This window comes from Streptococcus infantis (genome assembly GCF_021497965.1).
GTDB classification, from domain to species: Bacteria; Bacillota; Bacilli; order Lactobacillales; family Streptococcaceae; genus Streptococcus; species Streptococcus infantis_B.
On the sequence record NZ_CP046525.1, the window covers coordinates 220,422 to 245,931 of the forward strand.

Here is a 25,510-nt window from a genome sequence, read left to right on the forward strand (position 1 = left end):
TCAATTATTTCACATTATTTTTAACTAAGATAGGTCTATACCATTTACAAATTAATTATAAAGGTTTATAATGTAATTGACATAATAAATATCAGAAAATTGTTTTATGGAGGTAAAGATTATGCCTAAATATATTAAAGCTGATCAATTTTTCTATCCGCATGGGGTTCGTCGTGGCGGTTTTTTAGAACTTGTTGAAGGAAAATTTGGTAAACATGTAGATCAAGTGCCAGAAGGTTCTGAAATTATTGATTATAGTGGTTATAGTATTGCACCAGGTCTTGTGGATACTCACATTCATGGTTTTGGTGGGGTTGATGTTATGGATAATAACATTGAAGGTACGCTTCATACAATGAGTGAGGGTCTACTTAGTACGGGTGTAACCAGCTTTTTGCCAACAACTTTAACTTCATCATACGAACAATTACTTGCTGTTACTGAAAATATTGGTGCCCGCTACAAAGAAGCAACTGGGGCTAAGATTCGTGGTATTTATTTTGAAGGACCTTACTTTACTGAAAAATATAAGGGAGCTCAAAACCCTGCTTATATGAAAGATCCTAGAATGGATGAATTTCGTGCTTGGCAGAAGGCTGCTAATGGTCTTCTTAATAAGATTGCTCTTGCTCCAGAACGTGAAGGTGTAGAAGACTTTGTTCGTACTATTACTGGAGAAGGTGTAACGGTTGCTCTTGGTCACTCTAATGCAACATTTGAGGAAGCTAAAAAAGCTGTTGATGCTGGTGCAAGTGTATGGGTTCATGCCTATAACGGTATGCGTGGCTTAACACACCGTGAACTTGGGATGGTTGGAGCCATGTATGAATTGCCACATACTTATGCAGAATTGATCTGTGATGGTCATCACGTAGACCCTAAGGCCTGTGATATTCTTCTTAAACAAAAGGGTACTGAAAATATTGCTCTTATTACAGACTGTATGACAGCTGGTGGTTTACAAGATGGTGACTATATGTTGGGTGAATTCCCAGTTGTAGTTGCTGATGGTACTGCCCGTCTTAAATCTACAGGGAACTTGGCAGGTTCTATTCTCAAACTTAAAGATGGTTTGAAAAATGTTGTTGAATGGGGGATTGCAAATCCTCACGAAGCTGTCATGATGGCAAGTTTGAATCCTGCAAAATCTGTTCATATTGATGATGTCTGTGGACAAATCCGAGAGGGTTACGATGCTGACTTTATCGTTCTTGATAAAGATTTGGAATTGGTAGCAACTTATCTCGATGGTGAAAAACGTTATCAAGCATAGAAATATAAAGCAGTGACTAGTCTTAGTTGCTGTTTTTTTGTTAGCTGTATTTCTTGTGTGATTTCGTAAATTATAAAGACTTTATGGCTGTTACTGAAAACGAGCAAATTTCTTTCATTGTGCAAAAAAATTCGCTATAATATACGATACAAAGGAAATGAAACTATGTATCGAGTTATAGAAATGTATGGGGATTTTGAGCCTTGGTGGTTCATAGAAGGATGGGAAGAAGACGTCATAAAGAGTAAGAAATTTGAAAATTACTATGACGCTTTGAAGTACTATAAATCTTGTTGGTTTGAGCTGGAAAAGAAAATTCCGCTTTACAAAAGTCGTGGAGACTTAATGACTATATTTTGGGATCCAGAAGATAAACGTTGGTGTGAGGAATGTGATGACTTTCTGCAACAGTACCATTCGCTTGCTCTACTGGAAGATGGTCAAGTCATCCCAGACGAAAAGTTTAGACCTGGTTATGAAAAACAAACTGGTTTAGATATTCACCGAACTTGTCGTATCAAAAAAGATAGAACAACTTTTTAATAAAGTTGTTCTTTTTTATATTTTCTTCGAATAATAAACTGAGGAGGAAATATGGTACAAGCACTTGCACAAGAATTGATTAGTCTCGCAAAAAAGAATGGAGCGCAGGACATTTATTTTGTTCCCAAGAATCAGGTTTATGAGCTACATATGCGAATTGGAGATAAAAGACATCTAATTGATACCTATGATTTTGAAAAGTTGGGGTCTGTCATTAGTCACTTTAAGTTTATTACGGGGATGAACGTAGGCGAAAAACGTCGTAGCCAGCTTGGTTCCTGTGACTATCAGCATGATGACAAGGTTTCTTCACTCCGTTTATCAACTGTAGGAGATTATCGTGGGCATGAGAGTCTAGTTATTCGACTTTTACATGACCAAGAACAAGAGTTGCACTTCTGGTTTCAGAACCTTAAGGAACTGGAAAAGGGCTTTAGACAACGCGGGCTTTATCTTTTTGCAGGCCCTGTAGGAAGTGGGAAAACGACTCTAATGCATGAGTTAGCTAAGTCATTGTTCAAGGGACAGCAAGTCATGTCCATTGAAGACCCAGTCGAGATTAAGCAGGAAGAGATGCTACAATTACAACTTAATGAAGCAATTGGGCTGAACTATGAAAATTTGATAAAACTCTCCCTACGGCATCGTCCAGACCTTTTAATTATTGGAGAAATTCGGGATAGTGAAACAGCCCGTGCTGTTGTACGAGCCAGTTTAACAGGGGCTACAGTATTCTCGACTATTCATGCAAAGAGTGTTCGTGGGGTCTATGAGCGCCTTGTGGAACTTGGAGTTAGTGAAGATGAACTCGCAGTTGTTTTACAAGGTGTTTGTTACCAGAGACTAATTGGGGGAGGAGGAATTATCGATTTTGCAAACCAAAATTATCAGGAACACCAGGCAAACAAATGGAATGAACAAATTGACCAACTTCTTAAAGAAGGACATATCACTACCATTCAAGCTGAAACGGAGAAAATTAGCCACTAGTAAGCAGAAGAAAATCATCACTCTCTTTAACAATTTATTTTCGAGTGGTTTTCACTTGGTAGAAATCACTTCCTTCTTAGATAGAAGTCATTTGTTGGAAAAGGAATATGTATCTCAGATGCGCTTAGGACTCTCGCAGGGGAAATCCTTCTCGGAAATGATGAGGACTTTAGGTTTTTCGAGTGCGATTGTCACGCAACTTTCATTGGCTGAAGTTCATGGAAATCTTCATTTGAGTTTAGGGAAAATTGAAGAGTATCTTGATAATCTTGCTAAGGTGAAGAAGAAGTTAATTGAAGTTGCGACCTATCCAGTCATTTTGTTAGCTTTCTTATTGGTAATTATGTTGGGTTTGCGAAATTATCTCTTGCCCCAACTGGATAGTAGTAATATAGCTACCTTAGTGATTAGTAACTTGCCACAGATTTTTCTCGGACTGACTCTAGTAGTAGCACTCGCATTTTTAACAGGATTGATTTTCTACAGAAAATCTAGGAAGATACAAGTCTTTTCTTTTCTGGCTAGAATTCCTTTTATCGGTGTGTTTATTCAGTATTATCTGACTGCCTATTATGCTAGAGAATGGGGAAATATGATTGGACAAGGATTAGAATTGTCACAGATTTTCCAGATGATGCAGGAGCAGGGCAATCCACTTTTTAAGGAAATTGGTTTGGATTTATCTCAGTCATTACAAAATGGTCATGAATTTTCTAAAGTTGTTCAAGATTATCCCTTCTTTAGAAGAGAATTGGGATTAATCATTGAATATGGAGAGGTCAAATCCAAGTTGGGAAGCGAATTGGAAATCTATGCGGAAAAAACTTGGGAATCATTCTTTACCCGAGTCAATCGGACCATGAACCTAGTTCAACCGCTGGTGTTTATTTTTGTAGCCCTACTAATCGTTTTATTGTACGCAGCTATGTTGCTGCCAATGTATCAAAATATGGAGGTAAATTTTTAGATGAAAAAAATGATGATGAAATTAAAAGAAGCAAAGGTAAAAGCTTTTACTCTGATCGAAATGTTAGTGGTTCTTCTTATCATTAGCGTCCTACTCTTGCTTTTTGTGCCAAATCTGACGAAGCAAAAGGATGCAGTGAATGACAAGGGGAAAGCGGCTGTCGTCAAGGTGGTAGAAAGTCAGGCAGAACTCTATAGTCTGGACAAAAATGAAGATGCCAGTCTAAGCAAATTACAGGCAGATGGACGTATCACTGCCGAGCAGGCAAAAGCCTATAAAGAATATCATGCAAAGCAAAAGACAAGTCAAACAGTTGCGGATTAGGGCTTTTACTGTGCTAGAAAGTCTATTGGTATTAGGAATAGTCAGTCTGTTAGCTTTGGGCTTGTCAAGTTCAGTTCAGTCCACTTTTGCGGCTGTGGAGGAGCAGATTTTCTTTATGGAGTTTGAGGAACTATATAGAGAAACGCAGAAACGGAGTCTGGCTGGTCAGCAAAAGATGAACTTAATGTTAGAAGAGAGAAGTATTGATAATGGTTACCGAAAATTAGCCATCCCTAAAGGAATTCAACTGAAGTTCAATCAGTCAATCACCTTTGACAAGGCTGGAGGGAATTCATCTCTGGCAAGTGTGAAATTTCAAACAAGGAAAGAGGTAGTTCGTTACCAACTATATCTAGGAAATGGAAAGATTAAACGTATTCAAGAAGCAAAAAATTAAGGCGGTTATTCTGCTAGAGGCAGTGATTTCCCTTGCAATTTTTGCTAGTATTGCAACCCTCTTGCTAGGACAGATTCAAGAAAGTAGAAGGAGAGAAGCAGAACTTCTAAAACAGGAAGAAGTTTTGCGAGTGGCCCGTATGGCTTTGCAGACTGGAGAAAAGCAGTTGACGGTTAATGGGCTTACGGTTGATGTTGTCTCGAATGAGCGAGGTTTGGAGGTGTATCATGGAACTGAAAAATTACTGGCGATTCAAGATAAGTAGAGTCAGAGCCTTTACTCTTTTAGAATCCCTGGTTGCTCTTATTGTGATTAGTGGGAGTTTACTTCTTTTTCAATCTATGAGTCAACTCTTGGTTTCAGAAGTTCGCTACCAGCAGAAAAGTGAGCAGAAGGAATGGCTCTTATTTGTGGATCAGCTGGAAGCAGAGTTGAATCGAACTCAATTTGAAAAAGTGGAGAATGATAGACTTTACATTAAACAGGATGGGAAATCTATCTCTATGGGTAAATCAAAGTCAAATGATTTTCGGAAAACAGATGCCAGTGGACGTGGTTATCAACCTATGATCTACGGTCTGAAATCAGCTCATATTTACCAAAAAGGGCAAAATGTTCATTTTTATTTTCAGTTTGAAAAGGGACTTGAGAGGGAGTTTATCTATCGTGTGGAAAAAGAAAAAAGTTAGGGCTGGAGTTCTCCTTTACGCCGTTACTATTGCTGGAATTTTTAGTCTCTTATTGCAGTTTTATCTGAATCGACAAGTGGCTCATCATCAGGATTATGCCCTTAATAAAGAAAAGCTTCTTGCATTTGCAATGGCTAAAAGAACTTATGAAAAAGCTAGTTCTGAAAGTGGAGAACAGTCATTTGACATAGGAAAGTCAACTTATCATTATGATGAGAAGAGCTTCATAACAACTGTTAACACTGGAAAAAATCAATTTGAATTTCGTTTTTCACCTTTGAAAAAGACCGGCCAAAAGTCTGAGAAAACAGAAAATAAGCCCAAAGAAGGAAATGAGGAGAAAAAAGAAGAAGGGAGCAAAAAAGAGACGGCTAAGTCTTATAAACTAGCACCTTCAAAGAACGGAACAGAGTAGTTTGGACGAGGTTTTTGTCTGAAATCATGCTATAATAGATACATATGGAGGACGGAATATGTCAGGTATAAAATTGTATCTAGTACGTCATGGGAAAACAATGTTTAATACAATTGGTCGTGCTCAAGGTTGGAGTGATACTCCTCTAACAGCTGAGGGAGAACGAGGCATTCATGAATTGGGGATTGGTTTGCGGGAGTCAGGTTTAACCTTTGAACGTGCTTATTCAAGCGATTCTGGGCGGACCATTCAGACAATGGGAATTATCCTTGAAGAACTTGGTTTGACAGGGCAAATTCCTTATCGCATGGATAAGCGAATTCGTGAATGGTGCTTTGGTAGTTTTGATGGTGCTTATGATGGAGATCTTTTTATGGGTATCATCCCTCGAATCTTTAATGTCGATCATGTGCATCGCTTGTCCTATGCTGAGCTGGCTGAGGGTCTGGTAGAAGTAGACACAGCAGGTTGGGCTGAAGGCTGGGAAAAACTAAGTGGTCGTATCTGGGAAGGGTTTGAAGCCATTGCCAAGGAAATGGAAGCTAATGGGGGTGGGAATGCCCTCGTAGTCAGCCATGGAATGACTATTGGAACCATTGTTTATTTAATTAACGGCATGCATCCGCATGGTCTTGATAATGGAAGTGTGACGATTCTTGAGTATGAAGATGGTCAGTTCTCAGTCAAGATTGTTGGGGATCGTAGTTACCGTGAAATTGGACGAGCTCAATTAGACGAGCAAGATAGTTCAGAGCAATAAACATTCTCCACAAAGGCAGAAGATTTTTTTAAATGATTTAATAGAATGCTGATGTCGTCATTGCACAAGCTTGCGAGAGCTGAGTGCTTTGACAATAGCATTCTTTTTTGTTAGAATAGCATCAACATGAAAGCATAAGAAGGGACTGACAGAGCTGTCGTTCCCTTTTGTCTATCTTATAAGGAGGAAATATGCTGTTTCAGAAAATAAAATCCTATAAATGGCAGGCTCTGGCTTCCTTGGTTATGACAGGATTAATGGTCGCAAGTTCACTTCTGCAACCACGTTATTTGCAGGAAGTTTTAGAGGCACTGCTAACAGGTGATAATGAGGCTATTTATAGTATCGGTTTTTGGTTGATTCTTGTTGCCTTGATTGGTTTGGTCGCAGGTGGAATCAATGTTGTGTTAGCAGCCTACATTGCGCAAGGAGTTTCTTCTGACCTAAGGGAAGATGCCTTTCGTAAGATTCAAACTTTTTCATACGCCAATATTGAGAAGTTTAATGCAGGGAACCTCGTTGTCCGTATGACCAACGATATCAATCAGATTCAAAACGTCGTTATGATGACCTTCCAAATCCTCTTTCGACTACCGATTTTATTTATTGGTTCCTTTATATTAGCTGTTGTCACCTTGCCTTCGTTGTGGTGGGTGCTGGTTCTTATGGTCGTTTTGATCGTTGCTATGACGGGTCTTATGATGGGAATGATGGGGCCTCGCTTTGCAAAATTCCAGACCTTATTAGAGCGTATCAATGCTATTGCAAAAGAAAATTTACGTGGTGTGCGCGTGGTCAAATCTTTTGTTCGAGAGAAAGATCAGTTTAATAAGTTTACGCAAGTGTCAGATGAGTTGCTGGGAGAAAACCTTTATATCGGCTATGCTTTTTCTATTGTTCAACCTGCAATGATGTTGATTTCTTACGGTGCTGTCTTTCTTTCAATCTGGCTTGTAGCAGGTATGGCAGAGTCAGATCCTTCAGTGGTTGGTTCCATTGCTTCCTTCGTAAACTATCTGAGTCAGATTATCTTTACTATCGTTATGGTCGGATTTTTGGGGAACTCAGTCACTCGTGCCATGATTTCCCTCCGTCGTATTCGTGAAATCCTGGATACAGAACCGGCTATGACCTTTAAGGATGTGGAAGATGAAGATTTGGAAGGAAGTCTCAGCTTTGAAAATGTGACCTTCACCTATCCAAATGATGAAGAACCTATCCTAAAAGATGTCTCCTTCGATATTGCAGCTGGTGAGATGGTTGGGGTTGTCGGAGCAACTGGTGCAGGGAAATCAACCTTGGCTCAGTTGATTCCACGACTGTTTGATCCTCAGCAAGGTTCGATCAAAATTGGCGGAAAGGACATTCGTACAGTTAGTGAAGGGACACTTCGCAAAACAGTTTCTATCGTCTTACAGAGAGCCATTCTCTTTAGTGGAACCATCGCAGATAATCTCAGACAAGGAAAGGGAGATGCGACAGTTTCAGAAATGGAACGCGCAGCTCGTATCGCACAAGCTAGTGAATTTATCAGTCGCATGGACTTGGCTTTTGAAAGTCCGGTCGAGGAACGTGGGACCAACTTTTCTGGTGGACAAAAACAACGAATGTCTATTGCGCGTGGGATTGTCAGCAATCCTAAAATATTGATTTTCGATGATTCAACCTCTGCACTTGATGCCAAATCAGAACGCTTGGTTCAAGAAGCCCTTAACAAGGATTTGAAGGGGACAACTACGATTATCATCGCCCAAAAAATAAGCTCTGTTGTTCATGCGGATAAAATTTTAGTGCTTGATCAAGGCCGCTTGATTGGTCAAGGCAAACACGCTGACTTGGTTGCAACAAACCCAGTTTATCGAGAAATTTACGAAACGCAAAAAGGAAAGGAGGAGTAGGATGAAGACATTTCGATTTTTTTGGAACTATTTTAAAGTTTACAAGATATCCTTTGTCGTTGTTATCACTATGATTATCATTGCAACGGTAGCACAAGCTCTCTTTCCAGTTTTTGCAGGTCAAACAGTAACGGAACTAGCTAATTTGGTTATAGCCTATCAAAATGGAAATTCAGATATGGTTTGGCAAAGTCTATACGGACTCCTTATTAATCTTGCCTATGTTTTGATTGCGCTCGTGGTGTCTAGTCTCATCTATATGGTCTTGATGAGCCGCATTATTGCTGAATCTACAAATGAGATGCGTAAGGGGCTTTTTGGCAAGCTTTCTCGCCTGACAGTTTCCTTCTTTGACCGTCATCAAGATGGGGATATTCTGTCTCGTTTTACCAGTGATTTGGATAATATTCTCCAAGCTTTTAATGAAAGTCTTGTGTCTGTCATGACCAATATTGCCCTTTACATTGGTTTGCTGATTGTCATGTTTGCAAAAAATGTTACCTTGGCTTTGATTACGACTGCTAGCACTCCGATAGCAGTTGTCATGTTGTTCTTTATCTTAAAGCTAGCGCGGAAATACACCAACCTCCAACAAAAAGAAGTTGGGAAGCTCAATGCTTATATGGATGAGAGTATCTCTGGACAAAAAGCAGTTATCGTTCAAGGTATCCAAGAAGATGTGATTGCTGGTTTTGTCGAGCAAAATGAACGTGTTCGAAAAGCAACCTTTAAGGGCAGAATGTTTTCAGGAATTCTCTTTCCTGTCATGAACGGAATGAGCTTGGTCAATACAGCTATTGTTATTTTTGTCGGTTCAGCTGTCTTACTAAATGATAAGAACATCGAGACAGCAACTGCTCTGGGCTTGATTGTCATGTTTACTCAGTTCTCGCAACAGTATTACCAGCCCATTATCCAATTAGCAGCGAGCTGGGGAAGCTTGCAACTGGCCTTTACAGGTGCGGACCGTATCCAAGAAATGTTTGATGCAGAAGAAGAAATTCGACCTCAAGATGCTCCAGTATTTAACGAATTAAAAGAAGGTGTGGAGATTCGTAACGTGGACTTCTCCTACCTTCCAGGACAACCAATTTTGAAAGATGTTAGCATTTCAGCTCCAAAAGGAAAAATGATTGCGGTAGTTGGTCCGACAGGTTCAGGGAAAACAACTATCATGAACCTCATAAATCGTTTTTATGATGTGGATGCAGGAAGTATCAGCTTTGATGGCAGAGATATTCGCGAGTTTGATTTAGACAGTTTGCGAAGTAAGGTGGGAATTGTCTTGCAGGATTCTGTTTTGTTCAGCGGAACTATTCGGGACAATATTCGATTCGGTGTACCAGATGCTAGTCAGGAGATGGTAGAAGCAGCTGCTAAGGCTACACATATCCATGAATATATCGAAAGTCTACCAGATAAGTACGATACTCTGATTAATGATGACCAGAGCGTCTTCTCAACCGGTCAGAAGCAGTTGATTTCCATCGCTCGAACCTTAATGACGGATCCCCAGGTCTTAATCTTGGATGAGGCAACATCAAACGTGGATACTGTAACAGAGAGCAAGATTCAAAATGCTATGGAGGCAATTGTGGCAGGAAGAACGAGCTTTGTGATTGCCCATCGCTTGAAAACTATTCTCAATGCCGATCAGATTATTGTCCTTAAGGATGGTGAGGTTATCGAACAAGGAAATCATCACGAATTACTCAAGCTTGGAGGCTTTTACTCCGAACTGTACCATAATCAATTTGTCTTTGAATAAGCAAAAAAGTTGTCCTAATTTTGGGCAACTTTTTCTGATAAAAAAATTTTATCACGGACTTAAAAAATACATATTAGACAGGAGTGGGTAAGGGTGATAAGATAAGATTATCAATGGAGAACGAAAGGAAGTCAGTAATGGTAAGAACAGTTGTTGGAGTAGCGGCAAACCTATGTCCTGTAGACGCAGAAGGAAAAAACATCCACTCATCTGTATCCTGTAAATTTGCTGAAAGTATTCGTCAGGTTGGCGGACTTCCTTTGGTCATTCCGGTTGGTGATGAGACACTTGTCCATGACTATGTAGAAATGATTGATAAGCTCATCTTGACTGGAGGACAAAATGTTCATCCTCAGTTTTATGGTGAGGAAAAAACAATTGATAGCGATGACTATAATCTAGCTCGCGACGAGTTTGAGCTAGCTCTTCTACAAGAAGCCTTGCGTCAGAACAAGCCAATCTTAGCCATTTGCCGTGGCGTTCAGTTGGTAAACGTTGCCTTTGGTGGTACACTCAATCAGGAGATTGAAGGTCATTGGCAAGGTCTACCTTTTGGAACTTCACATTCTATTGAAACAGTGGAAGGAAGTGTTGTGTCCAAGTTGTTTAGTAAAGAAAGTCAAGTAAACTCAGTTCATCGTCAAAGTATTAAAGACTTGGCACCTAATTTCCGCGTAACTGCAGTAGATCCACGTGACCAAACGATTGAAGCAATCGAATCTATCGATGAACACCGTATTATTGGTTTGCAGTGGCATCCAGAATTTTTGGTCAATAAAGAGGATGGCAACTTAGAATTATTTGAGTATTTATTGAATGAATTGTAACGACTGGAAACCTAGTCGTTTTTTTGTCTTATTTCGTTCAAATTTTAATATTGTAACATTTTTTACGCAAATGTTTAAATTATGATAAAATTTGGAAAAATTCAGTATAAAAACTTGAAAAAATCTAAGGTAAGGGTTATGATAGAAGAGAAGAAATTTTGGAGGAATATTATGTCACATATTAAATTTGATTATTCAAAAGTATTAGATAAATTTGTTGCACCACATGAACTAGATTATATGCAGCCTCAAGTGACTGCAGCAGATTCTGCTCTGAGAAATGGTACAGGTCCTGGGGCAGAAATGACTGGCTGGTTGAACTTACCTGAAGAATATGACAAAGATGAATTTGCTCGTATTCAAAAGGCTGCTGCTAAAATCCAATCTGATAGTGAGGTATTGATCGTAATCGGTATTGGTGGTTCCTATTTAGGAGCTCGTGCAGCTATTGATTTCTTGAATAATTCATTTGTAAACTTGCAAAGAAAGGAAGAACGCAAGGCACCTCAGATCCTCTATGCTGGAAACTCTATCTCTTCAAGCTATTTGGCTGATTTGGTAGACTATGTATCAGACAAAGATTTCTCAGTAAACGTGATTTCTAAATCAGGTACAACAACTGAACCGGCTATTGCTTTCCGTGTCTTCAAAGAACTCTTGGTTAAGAAGTACGGTCAAGAAGAAGCTAACCAACGTATCTACGCAACTACAGACCGCGCTAAAGGTGCAGTTAAAGTTGAAGCAGATGCTAATGGCTGGGATACTTTTGTAGTGCCTGATAGTGTAGGTGGTCGTTTTACAGTATTGACAGCAGTGGGGCTCTTGCCAATCGCAGCTGCAGGAGCTGATATCAGCAAGTTAATGGAAGGAGCAAATGCTGCTCGCAAGGCTTATGCTTCTGATAAGTTGGCTGAAAATGAAGCATATCAATATGCAGTTGTACGCAATATCTTGTACCGTAAAGGTTATCTGACAGAAGTTCTAGCTAACTATGAACCATCTCTGCAATACTTCTCTGAGTGGTGGAAGCAACTGGCTGGTGAGTCAGAAGGGAAAGACCAAAAAGGGATTTATCCAACTTCAGCTAACTTCTCAACAGACTTGCACTCTCTGGGACAATTTATCCAGGAAGGTACCCGTATCCTCTTTGAAACAGTTATCCGTGTAGATAAACCTCGCAAAAATGTGCTGATTCCTGAATTGGCAGAAGACTTGGACGGTCTTGGCTACTTGCAAGGAAAAGATGTTGACTTTGTCAATAAAAAAGCTACAGATGGAGTGCTGTTAGCACACACTGATGGTGGAGTTCCAAATATGTTTGTGACACTGCCTGAGCAAGATGAGTTCACTTTGGGCTACACTATTTACTTCTTTGAGTTGGCTATTGCTCTTTCTGGCTACCTGAATGGTATCAATCCATTTGACCAGCCTGGAGTTGAAGCTTATAAGAAAAACATGTTTGCTCTTCTTGGGAAACCAGGCTTTGAAGAGCTGGGTGCTGAGTTGAATGCACGCCTTTGATTCTCATATGCTTTGAGTTCATTTAGAATATAAAAAGATCCACAAGTTCATTTCTTGTGGATTTTTAGTACAAGCCTCTTAATTAGTTTATTATTTTTTTTAAAAGTGTAAAAAAGAGTGTCTTAATTCTTTTATGAAAGCGCTGTATAATTGCCTTGTAAATAAAATTTGAGAGGTATCAAAATGAATGATTGGTTAAACATAAAAGGCAAAACAGTTCTTGTGACTGGCGCGTCATCTGGGATCGGTAAGGCAATCGTTGAAGAATTGCTGGAATTAGGTGTCAATGTAGCGAATTTCGATCTTAGCGACAACGATTTGCGTCATCCAAATCTATTATTTGTAAAAGTTGATGTAACTTCTCGCTCTGAAGTAGAAGAGGGTGTTGCCAAAATAGTTGAAAGATTTGGCAATATTGATGCAGTGGTCAATAATGCAGGGATTAATATCCCTAGATTATTAATCGATGCAGAAAATCCTAAAGGTCCTTACGAATTGGACGATGAGACGTTCGAAAAAGTAACGATGATTAATCAAAAAGGTTTGTATCTGGTTAGTCAGGCAGTGGGACGTATTTTAGTGAAAAATGGAAAAGGTGTAATTGTGAACATGGCTTCAGAAGCAGGCTTGGAAGGTTCTGAAGGACAAAGTGCCTATGCTGCCACAAAAGCAGCAGTCTATAGTTACACTCGTTCATGGGCAAAAGAGCTGGGTAAGCATGGTGTACGTGTGGTTGGAATTGCTCCAGGAATTATGGAAGCTACGGGACTTCGAACTCTTTCTTATGAGGAAGCTCTTGCTTATACCCGTGGAAAGACGGTAGAAGATATTCGAGCTGGTTATGCTTCAACTTCAACAACTCCTTTGGGACGAAGTGGTAAACTACGGGAAGTAGCTGACCTTGTAGCATTCTATATTTCAGACCGTTCTAGCTATATAACTGGAGTCACTACAAATATTGCCGGGGGGAAAACTCGCGGTTAAAAAAATGAAGGTGAGGAAGAGAGTTGACCATAGTAAATCGATGGTATAACATTTTAGAAAAAATGGTCTCACAGCCAACTTATTCCTTGGTAGATATGCGCTCAGAGCTGGATATTAGTATGCAAACCTTGCAAAAGAGTATCCAACAATTAAATGATGTTTTGGCTCCGAGTATCCAGATTATCTCACAAGATGATAAGTTAATGTTAGAGGTGTATGACTATACTGAGTTGGAAAGGATTTTATCTGGTAGTTTAAAACGGGAGAGTGACTTCAATTCTTCCAGTAAAAGAATTGCCTATTTACTAAAACGTTTAATTAAGTCAACCTCCCCTCTTCTTATTGACGACTTGGCTGAGGAGGCAGGTGTTAGTAGAAGTACCCTTAATAAGGATTTAAAACAAGTAAAATCTTTGGCAGAGAGTTACTCTATCACTATTTCAGGAAAGCCCAACCGTGGGCTGGAGGTCTTGGGGTCCGAGCTGAATTTGCGCTTGCTCTATATTCACCAAGTGGCCCCTTACTTTGAAGGAAAGACACTCACCGAGGCAACATCTTCTTTTCTGGAGACGCTACTCCAGGAGTATAAAATCCCGAAAGAAACAAAGGAACTCCTTCGAAAGACAATTTCAATTATGGTGGAGCGTATTTATGCATCTAGGGTGTTGAGTTGCCCTATTCCTTACTATAGGAATGATTTAACAGAGACACCTTTGGTTGAAAAATTAATCTATCATATTGAGATGACTTATAAGATTTCCCTCAGTCAGTTTGAAATAGACTTTTTGTGTTTTCCGTTTAATATCCGTTTTATTGACACTTTAAGCAAGCCGTCTTATCAATCTGAACAGCTTGCAAACATTTTTCAAGGGATTGTCAAGAAAGTCAAAGAAACAATGTTGGTTAACTTTGATGATGAAGAATTATTTGAAGAAATCAAGTCTCATCTAGGCCCCTTAATCAATCGACTGATTTTCCATGTGCAAGCTAATGATATATTCCATGGCGAGGTTCAAACTCAATATCCTTTTGCTTTTGAAATGGCGAAAATTGCTGGAGAAGAACTGTCTGCAATTTTTGGTTCTGAATTGGAATTATCTGAAATCGGATATCTGGCTTTGTATTTTGAAATGATTTTAAGAAAGCAAAACTCTGTTGTAAATGGTTCTCGCAAGCAGATAGCAGTAGTTTGCACAACAGGAAGAGGAACTGCTGCGATGATTATTCAGCAACTCAGACGAATCCTTGGAAATGATGTAGACATTACTCAGTATTCTGAAGAGGATTTTAATCTGGATTTGAATCAGGACTATTTCGCGATTTTTACGACAGTTCCTCTAAAATATAAAGATTCTAAATCTCCAGTCATTCAAGTTAATCATCTTTTTGATGATCAATGGCTGCGGGAAGAATGGCAGAGGGCCAATGCTTTTCATCAAAAAAATCTAGAAACAGTCAGCTTACGTTTTCTTCGGTTGAGTCCCCAAAAAACCTATCAGCAATACTTGCTAAATATGGTTGCAGAGTTAGAGAAACTTCAGATGATTGATGAAGGTTTTAGAAATCGGATAATTGATAGGGAGAAAAAACAATCAACCATTTTTGGTGGAGGAATTGCCTTCCCCCATACAATTAACCAGGGTTATGCAAAGACTATTTTAATGTTTGGAAAGCTAGAAGAGCCTTATCAAAAAGGAGATGATTGGATTGAATTTATCTTTCTAGTCGCCATTCCCTCAGAAATTGAAAGCAAAATGGAGAGTGAATTGCTGGAATTGTATGACGACATTTTTCGAATTGCAGGAGAGCCTTCTCTAAAAGAAGCTTTGAGGGCTGTAGAAACAGAGACAGAGTTTCTATCATTTTCTAAGAGCAAAGGAGTATTTTAATGAATTCGCTAATAATTTTCGCTGTATTTGTCATGGCAGCTTATATATTTCAAATGTTCCTCGGCTGGCAGCAACTCAAAGACTTCAATAAGACCTATACGATGCTCCGAAGACTGGGGCGCGTAGCGATTGGCAGGAAGTCCGGAAGAATCAAATCCGGTACGATTGTCATGTTCGCGGTTGATGAAAACGGTCGGGTTCTTAAAGCTAGCAAAATGCAAGGAGTCACAATCTTAGCACGTTTTCAAAATATGGACGATTATGTTGGAGAAGACATCCATTATTTTGACAAGTATAATCCTCTTGTGAGAAAAGAAAATAAGTTGATGCAATCAGCCATAGAAGATGCTAGAAAAGTCTATCTTTGGCATGAGGCAGGTATTGAGAAAGAGACAAGTTCATCTGATTCTTTTCTGGGATTCGGCTTTTATGCGAATTACTTACAATTATCTATTAAACAGTTATTTAAAAAAAATAAGAAAGGGAGTTCCTTATGAATCACATTACAAATTTTGCAGAGAGTTTTATGAAACTCTTCCAATTAGGTGGAGAAACCTTTATTAGCTGGATGACAAATATTGTACCGCTTGTCTTAATGCTATTGATTGCAATGAATACCCTTATCGCTTTCTTGGGAGAAGAGAAGGTCAATTCCCTGGCTAAGATTTCTGCCAAAAATCCTGTTAGCCGGTATATGATTTTACCTTTCATTTCAGCTTTTATGCTGGGAAATCCGATGGCAATCAGTATGGGACGTTTCTTACCAGAATATTATAAACCTAGTTTTGTAGCAGCTCAGATGCAGTTTTGCCATACTTCAAATGGTGTATTTCCACATATCAATCCTGGGGAATTATTTGTATGGATGGGAATTGCGACAGGAATTCAAACTTTAGGTTTAAGTCAAATGGACTTAGCCATTCGTTACATGCTTGTTGGGCTTGTCATGAACTTTGTAGGTGGTTGGGTAACCGATTTTACAACTGCTTATGTAGCAAAACAGCAAGGTGTTACCTTGAGTAAAACATTTGATTTATAGAAAGAGTGAAATTATGTCATATAAGAGTATAAAAGTTGTTAAAGGAAATGGCGGTTTCGGAGGACCTTTGGTCATTACACCTAGTGAAGCTAAGCATAAATTCATCTATATTACTGGTGGCGGAGAAAAGCCAGATATTGTAGATAAAATTGCTGATTTGACCGGTATGGAAGCTGTTAATGGGTTTAAAACTTCTATCCCAGATGAGGAAATTGCTTTAGCAATCGTGGATTGTGGCGGTACTCTTCGCTGTGGTATTTATCCTAAAAAGGGAATCCCTACAATAAATATTGTCGCTACAGGGAAAAGTGGGCCTCTAGCTCAATATATAACCGAGGAAATCTATGTGTCAGCAGTTGGCCTTAATCAAATTTCTGCTGCTAATGAAGACGAAAAAGCGACAACTGTGGTAACTGAAAAGCCAACTTACGATACTAGTAAAAAAATTACAGAGCAAAAAGCTGAAACAAGTATTGTAGCACGAATTGGGATGGGGGCTGGTAAGGTCGTTGCAACTTTCAACCAGGCTGCTCGTGAAGCCATCCAAACAATGCTCAATACAATAATTCCTTTCATGGCCTTTGTTTCCTTGCTGATTGGGGTTATTCAAGGATCTGGTGTTGGAAATTGGCTGGCAAAATTAATGGTTCCCCTAGCGGGGAACATCTGGGGACTCGTTTTAATTGGCTTTATCTGTTCCTTACCATTCCTATCTCCTTTGTTAGGTCCCGGAGCTGTTATTAGTCAGATTATTGGAACTTTAATTGGAGTCGAAATCGGAAAAGGGACTATTCCGCCCCAAATGGCTCTGCCAGCTTTATTTGCTATCAACACTCAAAACGGTTGTGATTTCATTCCTGTAGCACTCGGCCTATCTGAAGCCAAGGCTGAAACAGTTGAGGTTGGTGTCCCTTCGGTACTTTATTCACGCTTTCTCAATGGTGTTCCGCGGGTGCTAGTTGCTTGGATAGCTAGTATTGGTCTTTATCAGTAGACCTTTGATAGATGCCTGAAAACAGAGAACTATTATGTTAAACTTATCTATAAGCCTAAGTTTATGACAAATTAGAGAAAGTATGAATAGAAATCAGATGAAGAAAATTTTTGAAACTAAAGTAATTCAAGTAGGGTCTGAAGCTCAGAATATGATTCAAGATGCCAATATGCTCATTTTATTTGGAGAAGAAGCACCAGAAGATTTATCAGAGTATTGTTTTAAGATTGATAACAAAAATCTGCTAGGTTCAATACTAGAAGGTGGCAAGCTGGTGGTAGATAATCAGGAATATTCGATTAGTTCCGTAGGAAATGTAGTAGAAAAAAATTTAACTGGACTGGGACATATCACGATTTCTTTTGATGGTTCAAAAGAGGGGAGCCTTCCTGGTACACTCCATGTTGTAGCAGATCAAGCGGTAGTAATTGATAAAGATTCTACCATTCAGATTTTTGAAACTGCTTAACCATAATAAAATTTCAAATCAAGCAATTTAGAAAAATAAAAGTCTAAAAAATTGATTCAGAGCCTGGACCAAAAGTCCAGGCTTCTGGGTCTAAATTAGAAAAAATAGATGACGCAGTGGTTGATTGGCAAGTCAATCAAACTAGCCAGTCAGTGCAAGGGAATTTCCAGCAGATGCATCCACAAGGGGTGCCTGAACAGAAGGAAAAGACCAAAAAGGGATTTACCCAACTTCAGCTAATTTCTCAACAGACCTACACTCATTGGGTCAATTTATCCAAGAAGGAACTCGTATCATGTTTGAAACAGTTGTCCGTGTTGACAAACCACGTAAGAACGTGATTATCCCTACTTTGGAAGAAGATCTTGATGGACTTGGTTACCTTCAGGGAAAAGACGTTGACTTCGTTAACAAAAAAGCAACTGACGGTGTTCTTCTTGCCCACACAGATGGTGACGTACCAAACATGTACGTAACTCTTCCTGAGAAAGATGCCTTCACTCTTGGTTACACAATCTACTTCTTCGAATTGGCTATCGCCCTTTCAGGTTACTTGAATGCCATCAACCCATTTGACCAACCAGGTGTTGAAGCTTACAAACGTAACATGTTTGCCCTTCTTGGTAAACCAGGATTTGAAGAATTGAGCAAAGAACTCAACGCTCGTCTATAATAGGATATAAAAAGGGTGGTTTTACCACTCTTTTTGCTTTTTCTCGAAAAGAGAAATTGGACTCTGGCAAGACTTGTGATATAATATAGAGAGCAAAAAGGCAGACGCCTAGAGACTTTATAGGAGAAGATATGTCAAAAGATATCCGCGTACGTTACGCACCAAGTCCAACAGGACTACTACACATCGGAAATGCCCGTACAGCATTATTCAACTACCTTTACGCCCGTCATCATGGTGGGACTTTTATCATCCGTATCGAAGATACTGACCGTAAGCGCCACGTCGAAGATGGAGAACGTTCACAGCTTGAAAACCTTCGTTGGTTGGGCATGGACTGGGATGAAAGTCCAGAGACTCATGAAAACTACCGCCAATCAGAACGTTTGGAACTTTATCAAAGATACATCGACCAACTCTTGGCTGAAGGAAAAGCCTACAAATCTTATGTAACAGAAGAAGAGTTAGCAGTGGAACGTGAACGCCAAGAAGCAGCTGGGGAAACACCTCGCTATATCAACGAATACCTTGGTATGAGCCAAGAAGAAAAAGCAGCTTACGTTGCAGAACGTGAAGCAGCGGGGATTATCCCGACTGTTCGTTTGGCTGTCAATGAGTCAGGTATCTACAAGTGGCATGATATGGTCAAAGGTGATATCGAATTTGAAGGTGGCAATATTGGTGGTGACTGGGTTATCCAAAAGAAAGATGGCTACCCAACATACAACTTTGCCGTTGTCATTGATGACCACGATATGCAAATCTCTCACGTAATCCGTGGGGATGACCACATTGCTAATACACCAAAACAACTCATGGTTTATGAAGCACTTGGATGGGAAGCACCTGAATTTGGTCACATGACCTTGATTATCAACTCTGAAACTGGTAAGAAGTTATCTAAACGTGATACTAACACCCTTCAATTTATCGAAGATTACCGCAAGAAAGGCTACCTTCCAGAAGCAGTCTTTAACTTCATCGCCCTTCTTGGCTGGAACCCTGGCGGGGAAGACGAAATCTTCTCTCGTCAAGAACTCATCAACCTCTTTGATGAAAACCGTCTCAGCAAGTCTCCAGCAGCCTTCGATCAGAAGAAAATGGACTGGATGAGCAATGAGTACATTAAGAATGCGGATCTTGAGACTATCTTTGAAATGGCCAAACCATTCCTCGAAGCAGCGGGACGTTTGACAGACAAGGCTGAGAAATTGGTGGAGCTCTACAAACCACAAATGAAGTCAGTGGACGAAATTGTTCCATTGACAGACCTTTTCTTCTCAGACTTCCCAGAATTGACCGAAGCTGAGCGAGAAGTCATGGCTGGTGAAACCGTTCCGACTGTACTTGAGGCTTTCAAAGCGAAACTCGAAGCCATGTCAGACGATGAGTTTGTGGTAGAAAATATCTTCCCACAAATTAAAGCAGTTCAAAAGGAAACTGGTATCAAGGGGAAAAATCTCTTCATGCCAATCCGTATCGCCGTTTCAGGTGAAATGCATGGTCCTGAATTGCCAGATACCATCTACTTGCTTGGACGTGAAAAATCCATCCAACACATCGAAAAAATGTTGGAAGAAATTGCAAAATAGTACCTTAAAAAGAACTCATATATTGAGTTCTTTTTTTGTGTTTACTTATTTGAAAATGCAAAGATTTTATTGTATAATATGAGGTGACAGGGCAAGGGAAATAAAGTAATGCGATGGTATATTCTTTACAATGAGACTCGTATTAGCCCAGACATTACATTTAATGTTGGTGAGTCTACTTATTTTTTCTTTGCGTTTTGCTGGATGTAAGGAGAGATTCCTCATCTATGCAGTTACCATCCGCTACAAAGACCTTGTTTTCGATCACAAGAGTTTTTCTATAAGGATTTTGGTCGCTATTGGCCATTATTTAGAGAACCTATCAACTCTTTCTTCTCCAAAAATAGAAAGAAATCGACTTTGCTCTGTTACCTTGCGTTAAGCAAGGTTTTTTTGTGGAATAGTACTGAGAAATTTACGATTTCGTTTTGGAGTGGTATAATATTAACTATCCTGATGAATAGAGGAACTCGAATGAAAGAATTTAACAAATCAATAAAATTAGAGCATGTGGCTTATGATATCCGTGGTCCAGTTTTGGAAGAAGCTATGCGCATGCGCGCAAATGGAGAAAAAATTCTTCGTTTGAATACAGGGAACCCAGCTGAGTTTGGCTTTACAGCTCCAGATGAGGTTATCCACGACTTGATTATGAATGCCCGTGATAGTGAAGGCTATTCAGATTCAAAAGGTATCTTTTCAGCTCGTAAGGCCATCATGCAGTATTGCCAACTAAAGAAATTCCCCAATGTGGATATTGATGATATCTACCTTGGGAATGGGGTTAGTGAGCTAATCGTTATGTCTATGCAAGGTCTCTTGGACAATGGCGATGAGGTCTTGGTTCCTATGCCTGATTATCCACTTTGGACTGCTGCTGTCAGCTTGGCTGGGGGAAATGCCGTTCATTACATCTGTGATGAAGAAGCGGAATGGTATCCAGACCTAGATGACATTAAGTCTAAGATTAGTTCAAATACCAAGGCCATTGTTTTGATTAATCCGAATAATCCAACTGGGGCTCTTTACCCTAAAGAACTCTTACTAGATATCATCGAGATTGCTCGTCAAAATGACTTGATTATCTTTGCGGATGAAATTTACGACCGTATGGTTATGGATGGCAATGTCCACACACCAGTCGCAAGTTTGGCTCCAGACCTTTTCTGTGTCAGTATGAATGGTCTGTCTAAATCTCACCGTATTGCTGGTTTCCGTGTGGGTTGGATGGTCTTGTCTGGACCTAAACATCACGTAAAAGGCTACATTGAAGGTCTCAATATGCTTTCAAATATGCGCCTCTGTTCGAATGTACTTGCCCAGCAGGTAGTTCAAACCTCCCTTGGTGGTCATCAGTCGGTGGATGAATTGCTCTTACCAGGTGGTCGCATCTACGAGCAAAGAAACTTTATTTATAATGCGATTCAAGATATTCCTGGTTTGTCTGCTGTTAAACCAAAAGCAGGTCTTTATATCTTCCCTAAGATTGATCGTAATATGTACCGTATCGACGATGATGAACAATTTGTCCTTAATTTCTTGAAACAAGAAAAGGTGCTTTTAGTACATGGGCGTGGCTTTAACTGGAAAGATCCAGACCACTTCCGTATTGTTTATCTTCCACGTGTCGATGAGTTAGCCCAAATCCAAGAGAAGATGACTCGTTTCTTGAAGCAGTATCGTAGATAAGGCTTTCATAGTAAAAAAGCTGGAAACATTTGTCAGAGCTATTGACAAATAAGTAAGAATCAGATAGAATAGTAAAGTATGTTTAGTAACTGATCACTTTATAGCCGGCTAAACGAATACAAAATCTATGAGGAGGTATTCATCGTGAAACGTACTTATCAACCAAGTAAACTTCGTCGTGCGCGCAAACACGGATTCCGTAACCGTATGTCAACTAAAAACGGTCGTCGCGTATTGGCAGCTCGTCGTCGCAAAGGACGCAAAGTTTTGGCTGCATAACCCAAACGAATTAAACAAAGAAGTCAGTAGGAACTCGAGCCTACTGACTTTTCTGTTATCTAAAAGAGAATGTTCTAAGGTGATTGATTTAGTCTGAAAACTTTAGAAGACGTCTTGAAAAAATCACATTTAGAAAAAGCTCAAAATCAGAAGATTAATTCTCTGATTTTGAGCTTTCTTTATTCTTTCAAATGATAAGAGTAGCTAGCCACGACGACATCTTCGTGCCATCTGAGAGCATATTTTAATTTGAGGCTCATTTGATTGTGAAGGATATTTTGCCAAGGTTTGTTAGGGATAAATTGGGGTACTAGAACTGTAACCGTGTAGTTCTTTTTCTTGGCTTCTTGAGAGATTTTTCGAACATATCGAACTGTAGGTGTGATGATATCGCGATAGCTAGTAGTAATATTTTTGAGAGTGATATTTGGGAAGTAGTCAGCGAATTCTTGAAGGATTTCTTGGTCTTTTTCCTCCGTTTCCTTGGTGGAAATGTGCATAGCCAAAACCTCATCTCCAATGCTTTGAGCGTAGTTAATAGCACCAACGCTGACTCTGGTAACATTTCCTACTAAGACAAGGACGACATTGCCATCGTAGGCTTTCTTTTGAATTCCTTCATAAAGTCGAAGCTGTTTAGCCACCTTTTGGTAATGACTGTGGATGGACAAAAAGAGGAAGGTTAAGACTAGGATAATTGGGAAGAAGGGCCAGATATCTCCAAGTCTGAAGAAGAGTAGAATGAGAACGATAGCATAACAAATGATGGCTCCGAGGATATTTGCAAAGGCAGATTTTAAGAAATGAGAGCCTTTTTCTTTTTTCCAGTGGCGAATCATCCCTGTTTGAGAAAGTGCAAAAGGTACGAAAACTCCAATAGTATAAAGAGGAATCAAGCGTTCTGTATTTCCGTTAAAAATGAGCAGAAGAATCATAGCGCCAAAGGCCAAGGTTAGGATCCCGTTTGAGTATCCTAAGCGATCTCCCTTCTCCATAAAGAGATGGGGCATGTACTTGTTCTTGGCCATATTGTAAGCTAACATAGGAAAGGCCGAAAAACCAGTATTTGCAGCGACGGCTAGGATGAGAGCTGTTGAAAATTGGAAGAGATAATAAACAACTTGACCGAGAGCTGAATCCCCTAAAATTCCTTTAGCCATTTGTGAGAGGATTGTTTCTCCGTGTTGAGGAGTAATCCCCATCCAGTAGTTTAGGAAGGTAATTCCTGCAAAGAGAAATCCAAGAATCAGAGACATGATGGTCAGTGTTTGAGCTGCGTTCTTTTCTTTAGGGGTCTTGAAAAATGGAACAGCATTTGAGATGGCTTCAACCCCGGTTAATGAAGCTGAACCGCTGGTAAAGGCTCTTAAAATCAGGACAATTGAGAGACTTGGGACAGTTTGACCAATTGCAGAAGTTGCATGATAGCTGAGAGAACCTGTCAATAGTTGGAAAATACCAAACAATAAGAGGAAGACCGTACTAAAGATAAAGAGATAGACAGGGATCATCAGCGAACTAGCAGATTCCCTCAAGCCTCGCAGATTTAAAAGCATGAGCAAACATACTAGAAAAATGGAGATGTGGAGGTTGTAGGGATGGAGAGCAGGAAGTGCTGCTGTGATAGCATCAGCTCCTGCAGCCACGGATACGGCTACTGTTAGCATATAGTCAACAAGCAAGCTTCCCCCAGCAATCAAACCGAGCTCAGGAGAAAGATTTTCTCGTGTTACCATATAGGCACCCCCACCTTGAGGGTAGGCGTGAATGATTTGTCGGTAAGAAATGGTTAGACTAGCAAGTAGCAAGAGGACAAAAATGCCGATAGGGAGACTCCACCAAATAGCAAGGGGAGAAAGACTAGCCAAGACAAGGACGACCTGCTCAGGTCCATAGGCGATAGATGAAAGGGCATCGCTTGAGAGCATTGCAAGTGCCTGTGTTTTTCCAAGTAGCCCTCCTTCACCTTCAGTTAAGGACTTGAGAGGACGACCGATAAAGGTATATTTTAGTTTTGTAAACATTTTCTTTCCTTTTTTGAAAATTTTAACAAGAGCTATTATACTGCTATGAAAAAATACCGTCAAGGGAAAATGGTTGATTTCAAAATATTTTTTTCCTATAAGGATGCGACTAGTTTTTTTGGTATAATAGAAGGTAGAAAAAACGAGGAAATATAAATGATTTTTGATACTCATACACATTTAAATATAGAGGAATTTTTGGGACGTGAAGAAGAAGAGCTTGCCTTAGCAGCTGAAATGGGTGTGACTCGGATGAATATTGTTGGTTTTGACAAGCCGACGATTGAGCGTGCTTTAGAATTGGTGGACAAGTATGACCAACTCTATACGACAATTGGATGGCATCCAACAGAGGCAGGGACCTATACAGAGGATGTTGAGAATTACCTGTGGGAGAAACTAAAACATCCCAAAGTTGTTGCCTTGGGTGAGATTGGTTTGGACTATCACTGGATGACAGCCCCTAAAGAAGTGCAGGAGCAAGTTTTTCGTCGTCAGATTCAGCTATCTAAGGAACTGGATTTACCTTTTGTGGTTCACACCCGTGACGCACTAGAAGATACTTATGAGATTATCAAGAGCGAAGGAGTCGGTCCCCGTGGCGGAATCATGCATTCCTTCTCTGGTTCTCTGAAATGGGCTGAGAAGTTTGTGGAGTTAGGCATGACCATTTCATTTTCCGGGGTGGTGACCTTTAAAAAAGCGACAGACATTCAGGAAGCAGCCAAAGAGTTACCTTTGGATAAGATTTTGGTAGAGACAGATGCGCCTTATTTAGCCCCGGTACCCAAGCGTGGTCGCGAAAACAAGACAGCTTACACGCGCTATGTAGTGGATTTTATTGCAGACTTGCGTGGCATGACGACAGAAGAGTTAGCTGCTGCGACCAGTGCCAATGCCGAGCATATTTTTGGATTGGAAAAACAATCATGAAAGAGAAAATTTCCCAAGTCATCGTAGTCGAAGGACGGGATGATACAGCCAATCTTAAACGTTATTTTGATGTGGAGACCTATGAGACTCGTGGCTCGGCTATCAATGAACAGGACCTTGAACGAATCCAACGTCTACACCAACGTCATGGGGTGATTGTCTTTACAGATCCAGACTTTAATGGGGAAAGAATCCGTCGGTTGATTATGACAGCTATTCCAACAGTCCAACACGCCTTTCTCAAACGTGATGAGGCAGTGCCTAAGTCCAAGACCAAGGGGCGTTCTCTAGGAATCGAACACGCTAGCTACGAAGACTTGAAAATAGCACTGGAACAAGTGACAGAGCAATTTGAAGCAGAAAGTGACTTTGATATTAGCCGTAGTGACTTGATTCGATTGGGATTCTTGGCTGGGTCGGATAGCAGAAAACGCAGAGAATATCTAGGAGAAAGCCTTCGTATTGGTTATTCAAATGGGAAGCAACTTCTCAAGCGTTTAGAATTATTTGGCATCAGTTTAGCTGAAGTTGAAGATGCCATGAAATCTTATGAGGATTGAGAAACTCCCCAAA

The 25,510-nt window shown here is 39.9% G+C and carries 26 protein-coding genes and 1 pseudogene; 26 read left to right on the top strand and 1 reads right to left on the bottom strand.

Annotated features, from left to right (window positions below; genetic code table 11):
* The first annotated feature begins 121 nt into the window (after positions 1-121).
* The 24 genes and pseudogenes from nagA (at position 122) to rpmH (ending at position 21,980) form a co-directional block, all read left to right on the top strand.
* Positions 122-1,273: an N-acetylglucosamine-6-phosphate deacetylase gene (gene nagA / locus GOM46_RS01105; RefSeq protein ID WP_006150219.1), complete on the top strand. Its 1,152-nt coding sequence runs from the start codon at positions 122-124 to the stop codon at positions 1,271-1,273.
* Positions 1,274-1,438: 165 nt separating this feature from the next.
* A complete protein-coding gene (locus GOM46_RS01110; protein WP_006150119.1) occupies positions 1,439-1,816 on the top strand; it encodes a DUF1033 family protein in 378 nt (125 codons plus the stop codon).
* Between the two features lie 51 nt (positions 1,817-1,867).
* On the top strand, positions 1,868-2,806 hold the full coding sequence (gene comGA, locus GOM46_RS01115; RefSeq protein ID WP_235083711.1) for a competence type IV pilus ATPase ComGA: 939 nt from the start codon (positions 1,868-1,870) through the stop codon (positions 2,804-2,806).
* Positions 2,730-3,773 carry a competence type IV pilus assembly protein ComGB gene (comGB, locus tag GOM46_RS01120; RefSeq protein WP_235083712.1) on the top strand — a complete coding sequence of 348 codons (1,044 nt, stop codon included), beginning with the start codon at positions 2,730-2,732 and terminating at the stop codon, positions 3,771-3,773. Before comGA ends, comGB begins: the two co-directional genes overlap by 77 nt.
* The gene (gene comGC, locus GOM46_RS01125) at positions 3,774-4,097 is read left to right on the top strand and encodes a competence type IV pilus major pilin ComGC (protein ID WP_235083713.1); all 324 of its coding nucleotides are present in this window, start codon (positions 3,774-3,776) and stop codon (positions 4,095-4,097) included. It begins immediately after the preceding gene.
* Positions 4,060-4,494, top strand: coding sequence for a competence type IV pilus minor pilin ComGD (gene comGD / locus GOM46_RS01130; RefSeq protein WP_029689590.1), 435 nt, complete (start codon positions 4,060-4,062; stop codon positions 4,492-4,494). Before comGC ends, comGD begins: the two co-directional genes overlap by 38 nt.
* Positions 4,457-4,759 carry a competence type IV pilus minor pilin ComGE gene (gene comGE / locus GOM46_RS01135; RefSeq protein WP_025169999.1) on the top strand — a complete coding sequence of 101 codons (303 nt, stop codon included), beginning with the start codon at positions 4,457-4,459 and terminating at the stop codon, positions 4,757-4,759. Before comGD ends, comGE begins: the two co-directional genes overlap by 38 nt.
* The gene (gene comGF / locus GOM46_RS01140; RefSeq protein WP_235083714.1) at positions 4,722-5,183 is read left to right on the top strand and encodes a competence type IV pilus minor pilin ComGF; all 462 of its coding nucleotides are present in this window, start codon (positions 4,722-4,724) and stop codon (positions 5,181-5,183) included. Before comGE ends, comGF begins: the two co-directional genes overlap by 38 nt.
* A complete protein-coding gene (gene comGG, locus GOM46_RS01145) occupies positions 5,161-5,598 on the top strand; it encodes a competence type IV pilus minor pilin ComGG (RefSeq protein WP_235083715.1) in 438 nt (145 codons plus the stop codon). Before comGF ends, comGG begins: the two co-directional genes overlap by 23 nt.
* A 58-nt stretch (positions 5,599-5,656) precedes the next feature.
* Entirely contained in the window at positions 5,657-6,358 is a 702-nt protein-coding gene (locus GOM46_RS01150) for a histidine phosphatase family protein (RefSeq protein WP_235083716.1), read from the top strand.
* Positions 6,359-6,549: 191 nt separating this feature from the next.
* Complete coding sequence (locus tag GOM46_RS01155; RefSeq protein ID WP_235083717.1) at positions 6,550-8,256, top strand: ABC transporter ATP-binding protein; 1,707 nt, start codon at positions 6,550-6,552, stop codon at positions 8,254-8,256.
* 1 nt (position 8,257) lies between these two features.
* Positions 8,258-10,024, top strand: a complete 1,767-nt coding sequence (locus GOM46_RS01160) for an ABC transporter ATP-binding protein (RefSeq protein WP_235083718.1) — start codon at positions 8,258-8,260, stop codon at positions 10,022-10,024.
* Positions 10,025-10,161: 137 nt separating this feature from the next.
* Positions 10,162-10,851, top strand: a complete 690-nt coding sequence (locus GOM46_RS01165; RefSeq protein ID WP_070889112.1) for a gamma-glutamyl-gamma-aminobutyrate hydrolase family protein — start codon at positions 10,162-10,164, stop codon at positions 10,849-10,851.
* Positions 10,852-11,022: 171 nt separating this feature from the next.
* Positions 11,023-12,372 (top strand): glucose-6-phosphate isomerase, encoded by a 1,350-nt coding sequence (locus GOM46_RS01170; protein WP_000018239.1) that lies wholly within the window; start codon positions 11,023-11,025, stop codon positions 12,370-12,372.
* A 183-nt stretch (positions 12,373-12,555) separates the two neighbouring features.
* Entirely contained in the window at positions 12,556-13,356 is an 801-nt protein-coding gene (locus GOM46_RS01175; RefSeq protein ID WP_001000837.1) for an SDR family oxidoreductase, read from the top strand.
* A gap of 62 nt (positions 13,357-13,418) precedes the next feature.
* Positions 13,419-15,245, top strand: a complete 1,827-nt coding sequence (locus GOM46_RS01180; protein WP_080981318.1) for a BglG family transcription antiterminator — start codon at positions 13,419-13,421, stop codon at positions 15,243-15,245.
* Positions 15,245-15,742 (top strand): transcriptional regulator GutM, encoded by a 498-nt coding sequence (locus GOM46_RS01185; protein ID WP_001086645.1) that lies wholly within the window; start codon positions 15,245-15,247, stop codon positions 15,740-15,742. The genes GOM46_RS01180 and GOM46_RS01185 overlap by 1 nt, the downstream gene beginning before the upstream one ends.
* A complete protein-coding gene (locus tag GOM46_RS01190; protein WP_001015684.1) occupies positions 15,739-16,284 on the top strand; it encodes a PTS glucitol/sorbitol transporter subunit IIC in 546 nt (181 codons plus the stop codon). The genes GOM46_RS01185 and GOM46_RS01190 overlap by 4 nt, the downstream gene beginning before the upstream one ends.
* Positions 16,285-16,297: 13 nt before the next feature.
* Entirely contained in the window at positions 16,298-17,278 is a 981-nt protein-coding gene (locus tag GOM46_RS01195; RefSeq protein WP_000120696.1) for a PTS glucitol/sorbitol transporter subunit IIB, read from the top strand.
* Positions 17,279-17,375: 97 nt separating this feature from the next.
* Entirely contained in the window at positions 17,376-17,747 is a 372-nt protein-coding gene (locus GOM46_RS01200; RefSeq protein WP_033585537.1) for a PTS glucitol/sorbitol transporter subunit IIA, read from the top strand.
* 196 nt (positions 17,748-17,943) lie between these two features.
* Positions 17,944-18,420 (top strand): annotated as a pseudogene (gene pgi / locus GOM46_RS01205) (glucose-6-phosphate isomerase); the annotation flags it as partial.
* Between the two features lie 131 nt (positions 18,421-18,551).
* Positions 18,552-20,012: a glutamate--tRNA ligase gene (gltX, locus tag GOM46_RS01210; protein ID WP_235083719.1), complete on the top strand. Its 1,461-nt coding sequence runs from the start codon at positions 18,552-18,554 to the stop codon at positions 20,010-20,012.
* Positions 20,013-20,486: 474 nt separating this feature from the next.
* Complete coding sequence (locus GOM46_RS01215; protein ID WP_235083720.1) at positions 20,487-21,701, top strand: pyridoxal phosphate-dependent aminotransferase; 1,215 nt, start codon at positions 20,487-20,489, stop codon at positions 21,699-21,701.
* A gap of 144 nt (positions 21,702-21,845) precedes the next feature.
* Complete coding sequence (rpmH, locus tag GOM46_RS01220) at positions 21,846-21,980, top strand: 50S ribosomal protein L34 (protein WP_000831905.1); 135 nt, start codon at positions 21,846-21,848, stop codon at positions 21,978-21,980.
* Positions 21,981-22,159: 179 nt separating this feature from the next.
* Here the strand turns inward: rpmH and GOM46_RS01225 are convergent, their stop codons facing one another.
* Positions 22,160-24,004, bottom strand: a complete 1,845-nt coding sequence (locus GOM46_RS01225; protein WP_235083721.1) for an APC family permease — start codon at positions 24,002-24,004, stop codon at positions 22,160-22,162.
* A 156-nt stretch (positions 24,005-24,160) separates the two neighbouring features.
* Between GOM46_RS01225 and GOM46_RS01230 the strand changes: the two genes are divergently transcribed.
* Both GOM46_RS01230 and rnmV read left to right on the top strand, forming a co-directional pair.
* Positions 24,161-24,937 carry a TatD family hydrolase gene (locus GOM46_RS01230; RefSeq protein ID WP_235083722.1) on the top strand — a complete coding sequence of 259 codons (777 nt, stop codon included), beginning with the start codon at positions 24,161-24,163 and terminating at the stop codon, positions 24,935-24,937.
* A complete protein-coding gene (gene rnmV, locus GOM46_RS01235; protein WP_235083723.1) occupies positions 24,934-25,497 on the top strand; it encodes a ribonuclease M5 in 564 nt (187 codons plus the stop codon). Before GOM46_RS01230 ends, rnmV begins: the two co-directional genes overlap by 4 nt.
* Positions 25,498-25,510 lie beyond the last annotated feature (13 nt).

Bases quoted from the DNA above. Each gene is read 5' to 3' on its own strand.
- nagA (WP_006150219.1), top strand. From the start codon at position 122: ATGCCTAAATATATTAAAGCTGATCAATTTTTCTATCCGCATGGGGTT.
- GOM46_RS01110 (WP_006150119.1), top strand. From the start codon at position 1,439: ATGTATCGAGTTATAGAAATGTATGGGGATTTTGAGCCTTGGTGGTTC.
- comGA (WP_235083711.1), top strand. From the start codon at position 1,868: ATGGTACAAGCACTTGCACAAGAATTGATTAGTCTCGCAAAAAAGAAT.
- comGB (WP_235083712.1), top strand. From the start codon at position 2,730: ATGAACAAATTGACCAACTTCTTAAAGAAGGACATATCACTACCATTC.
- comGC (WP_235083713.1), top strand. From the start codon at position 3,774: ATGAAAAAAATGATGATGAAATTAAAAGAAGCAAAGGTAAAAGCTTTT.
- comGD (WP_029689590.1), top strand. From the start codon at position 4,060: ATGCAAAGCAAAAGACAAGTCAAACAGTTGCGGATTAGGGCTTTTACT.
- comGE (WP_025169999.1), top strand. From the start codon at position 4,457: ATGGAAAGATTAAACGTATTCAAGAAGCAAAAAATTAAGGCGGTTATT.
- comGF (WP_235083714.1), top strand. From the start codon at position 4,722: ATGGAACTGAAAAATTACTGGCGATTCAAGATAAGTAGAGTCAGAGCC.
- GOM46_RS01150 (WP_235083716.1), top strand. From the start codon at position 5,657: ATGTCAGGTATAAAATTGTATCTAGTACGTCATGGGAAAACAATGTTT.
- GOM46_RS01155 (WP_235083717.1), top strand. From the start codon at position 6,550: ATGCTGTTTCAGAAAATAAAATCCTATAAATGGCAGGCTCTGGCTTCC.
- GOM46_RS01160 (WP_235083718.1), top strand. From the start codon at position 8,258: ATGAAGACATTTCGATTTTTTTGGAACTATTTTAAAGTTTACAAGATA.
- GOM46_RS01165 (WP_070889112.1), top strand. From the start codon at position 10,162: ATGGTAAGAACAGTTGTTGGAGTAGCGGCAAACCTATGTCCTGTAGAC.
- GOM46_RS01170 (WP_000018239.1), top strand. From the start codon at position 11,023: ATGTCACATATTAAATTTGATTATTCAAAAGTATTAGATAAATTTGTT.
- GOM46_RS01175 (WP_001000837.1), top strand. From the start codon at position 12,556: ATGAATGATTGGTTAAACATAAAAGGCAAAACAGTTCTTGTGACTGGC.
- GOM46_RS01180 (WP_080981318.1), top strand. From the start codon at position 13,419: ATGGTCTCACAGCCAACTTATTCCTTGGTAGATATGCGCTCAGAGCTG.
- GOM46_RS01185 (WP_001086645.1), top strand. From the start codon at position 15,245: ATGAATTCGCTAATAATTTTCGCTGTATTTGTCATGGCAGCTTATATA.
- GOM46_RS01190 (WP_001015684.1), top strand. From the start codon at position 15,739: ATGAATCACATTACAAATTTTGCAGAGAGTTTTATGAAACTCTTCCAA.
- GOM46_RS01195 (WP_000120696.1), top strand. From the start codon at position 16,298: ATGTCATATAAGAGTATAAAAGTTGTTAAAGGAAATGGCGGTTTCGGA.
- GOM46_RS01200 (WP_033585537.1), top strand. From the start codon at position 17,376: ATGAAGAAAATTTTTGAAACTAAAGTAATTCAAGTAGGGTCTGAAGCT.
- gltX (WP_235083719.1), top strand. From the start codon at position 18,552: ATGTCAAAAGATATCCGCGTACGTTACGCACCAAGTCCAACAGGACTA.
- GOM46_RS01215 (WP_235083720.1), top strand. From the start codon at position 20,487: ATGAAAGAATTTAACAAATCAATAAAATTAGAGCATGTGGCTTATGAT.
- GOM46_RS01225 (WP_235083721.1), bottom strand. From the start codon at position 24,004: ATGTTTACAAAACTAAAATATACCTTTATCGGTCGTCCTCTCAAGTCC.
- GOM46_RS01230 (WP_235083722.1), top strand. From the start codon at position 24,161: ATGATTTTTGATACTCATACACATTTAAATATAGAGGAATTTTTGGGA.
- rnmV (WP_235083723.1), top strand. From the start codon at position 24,934: ATGAAAGAGAAAATTTCCCAAGTCATCGTAGTCGAAGGACGGGATGAT.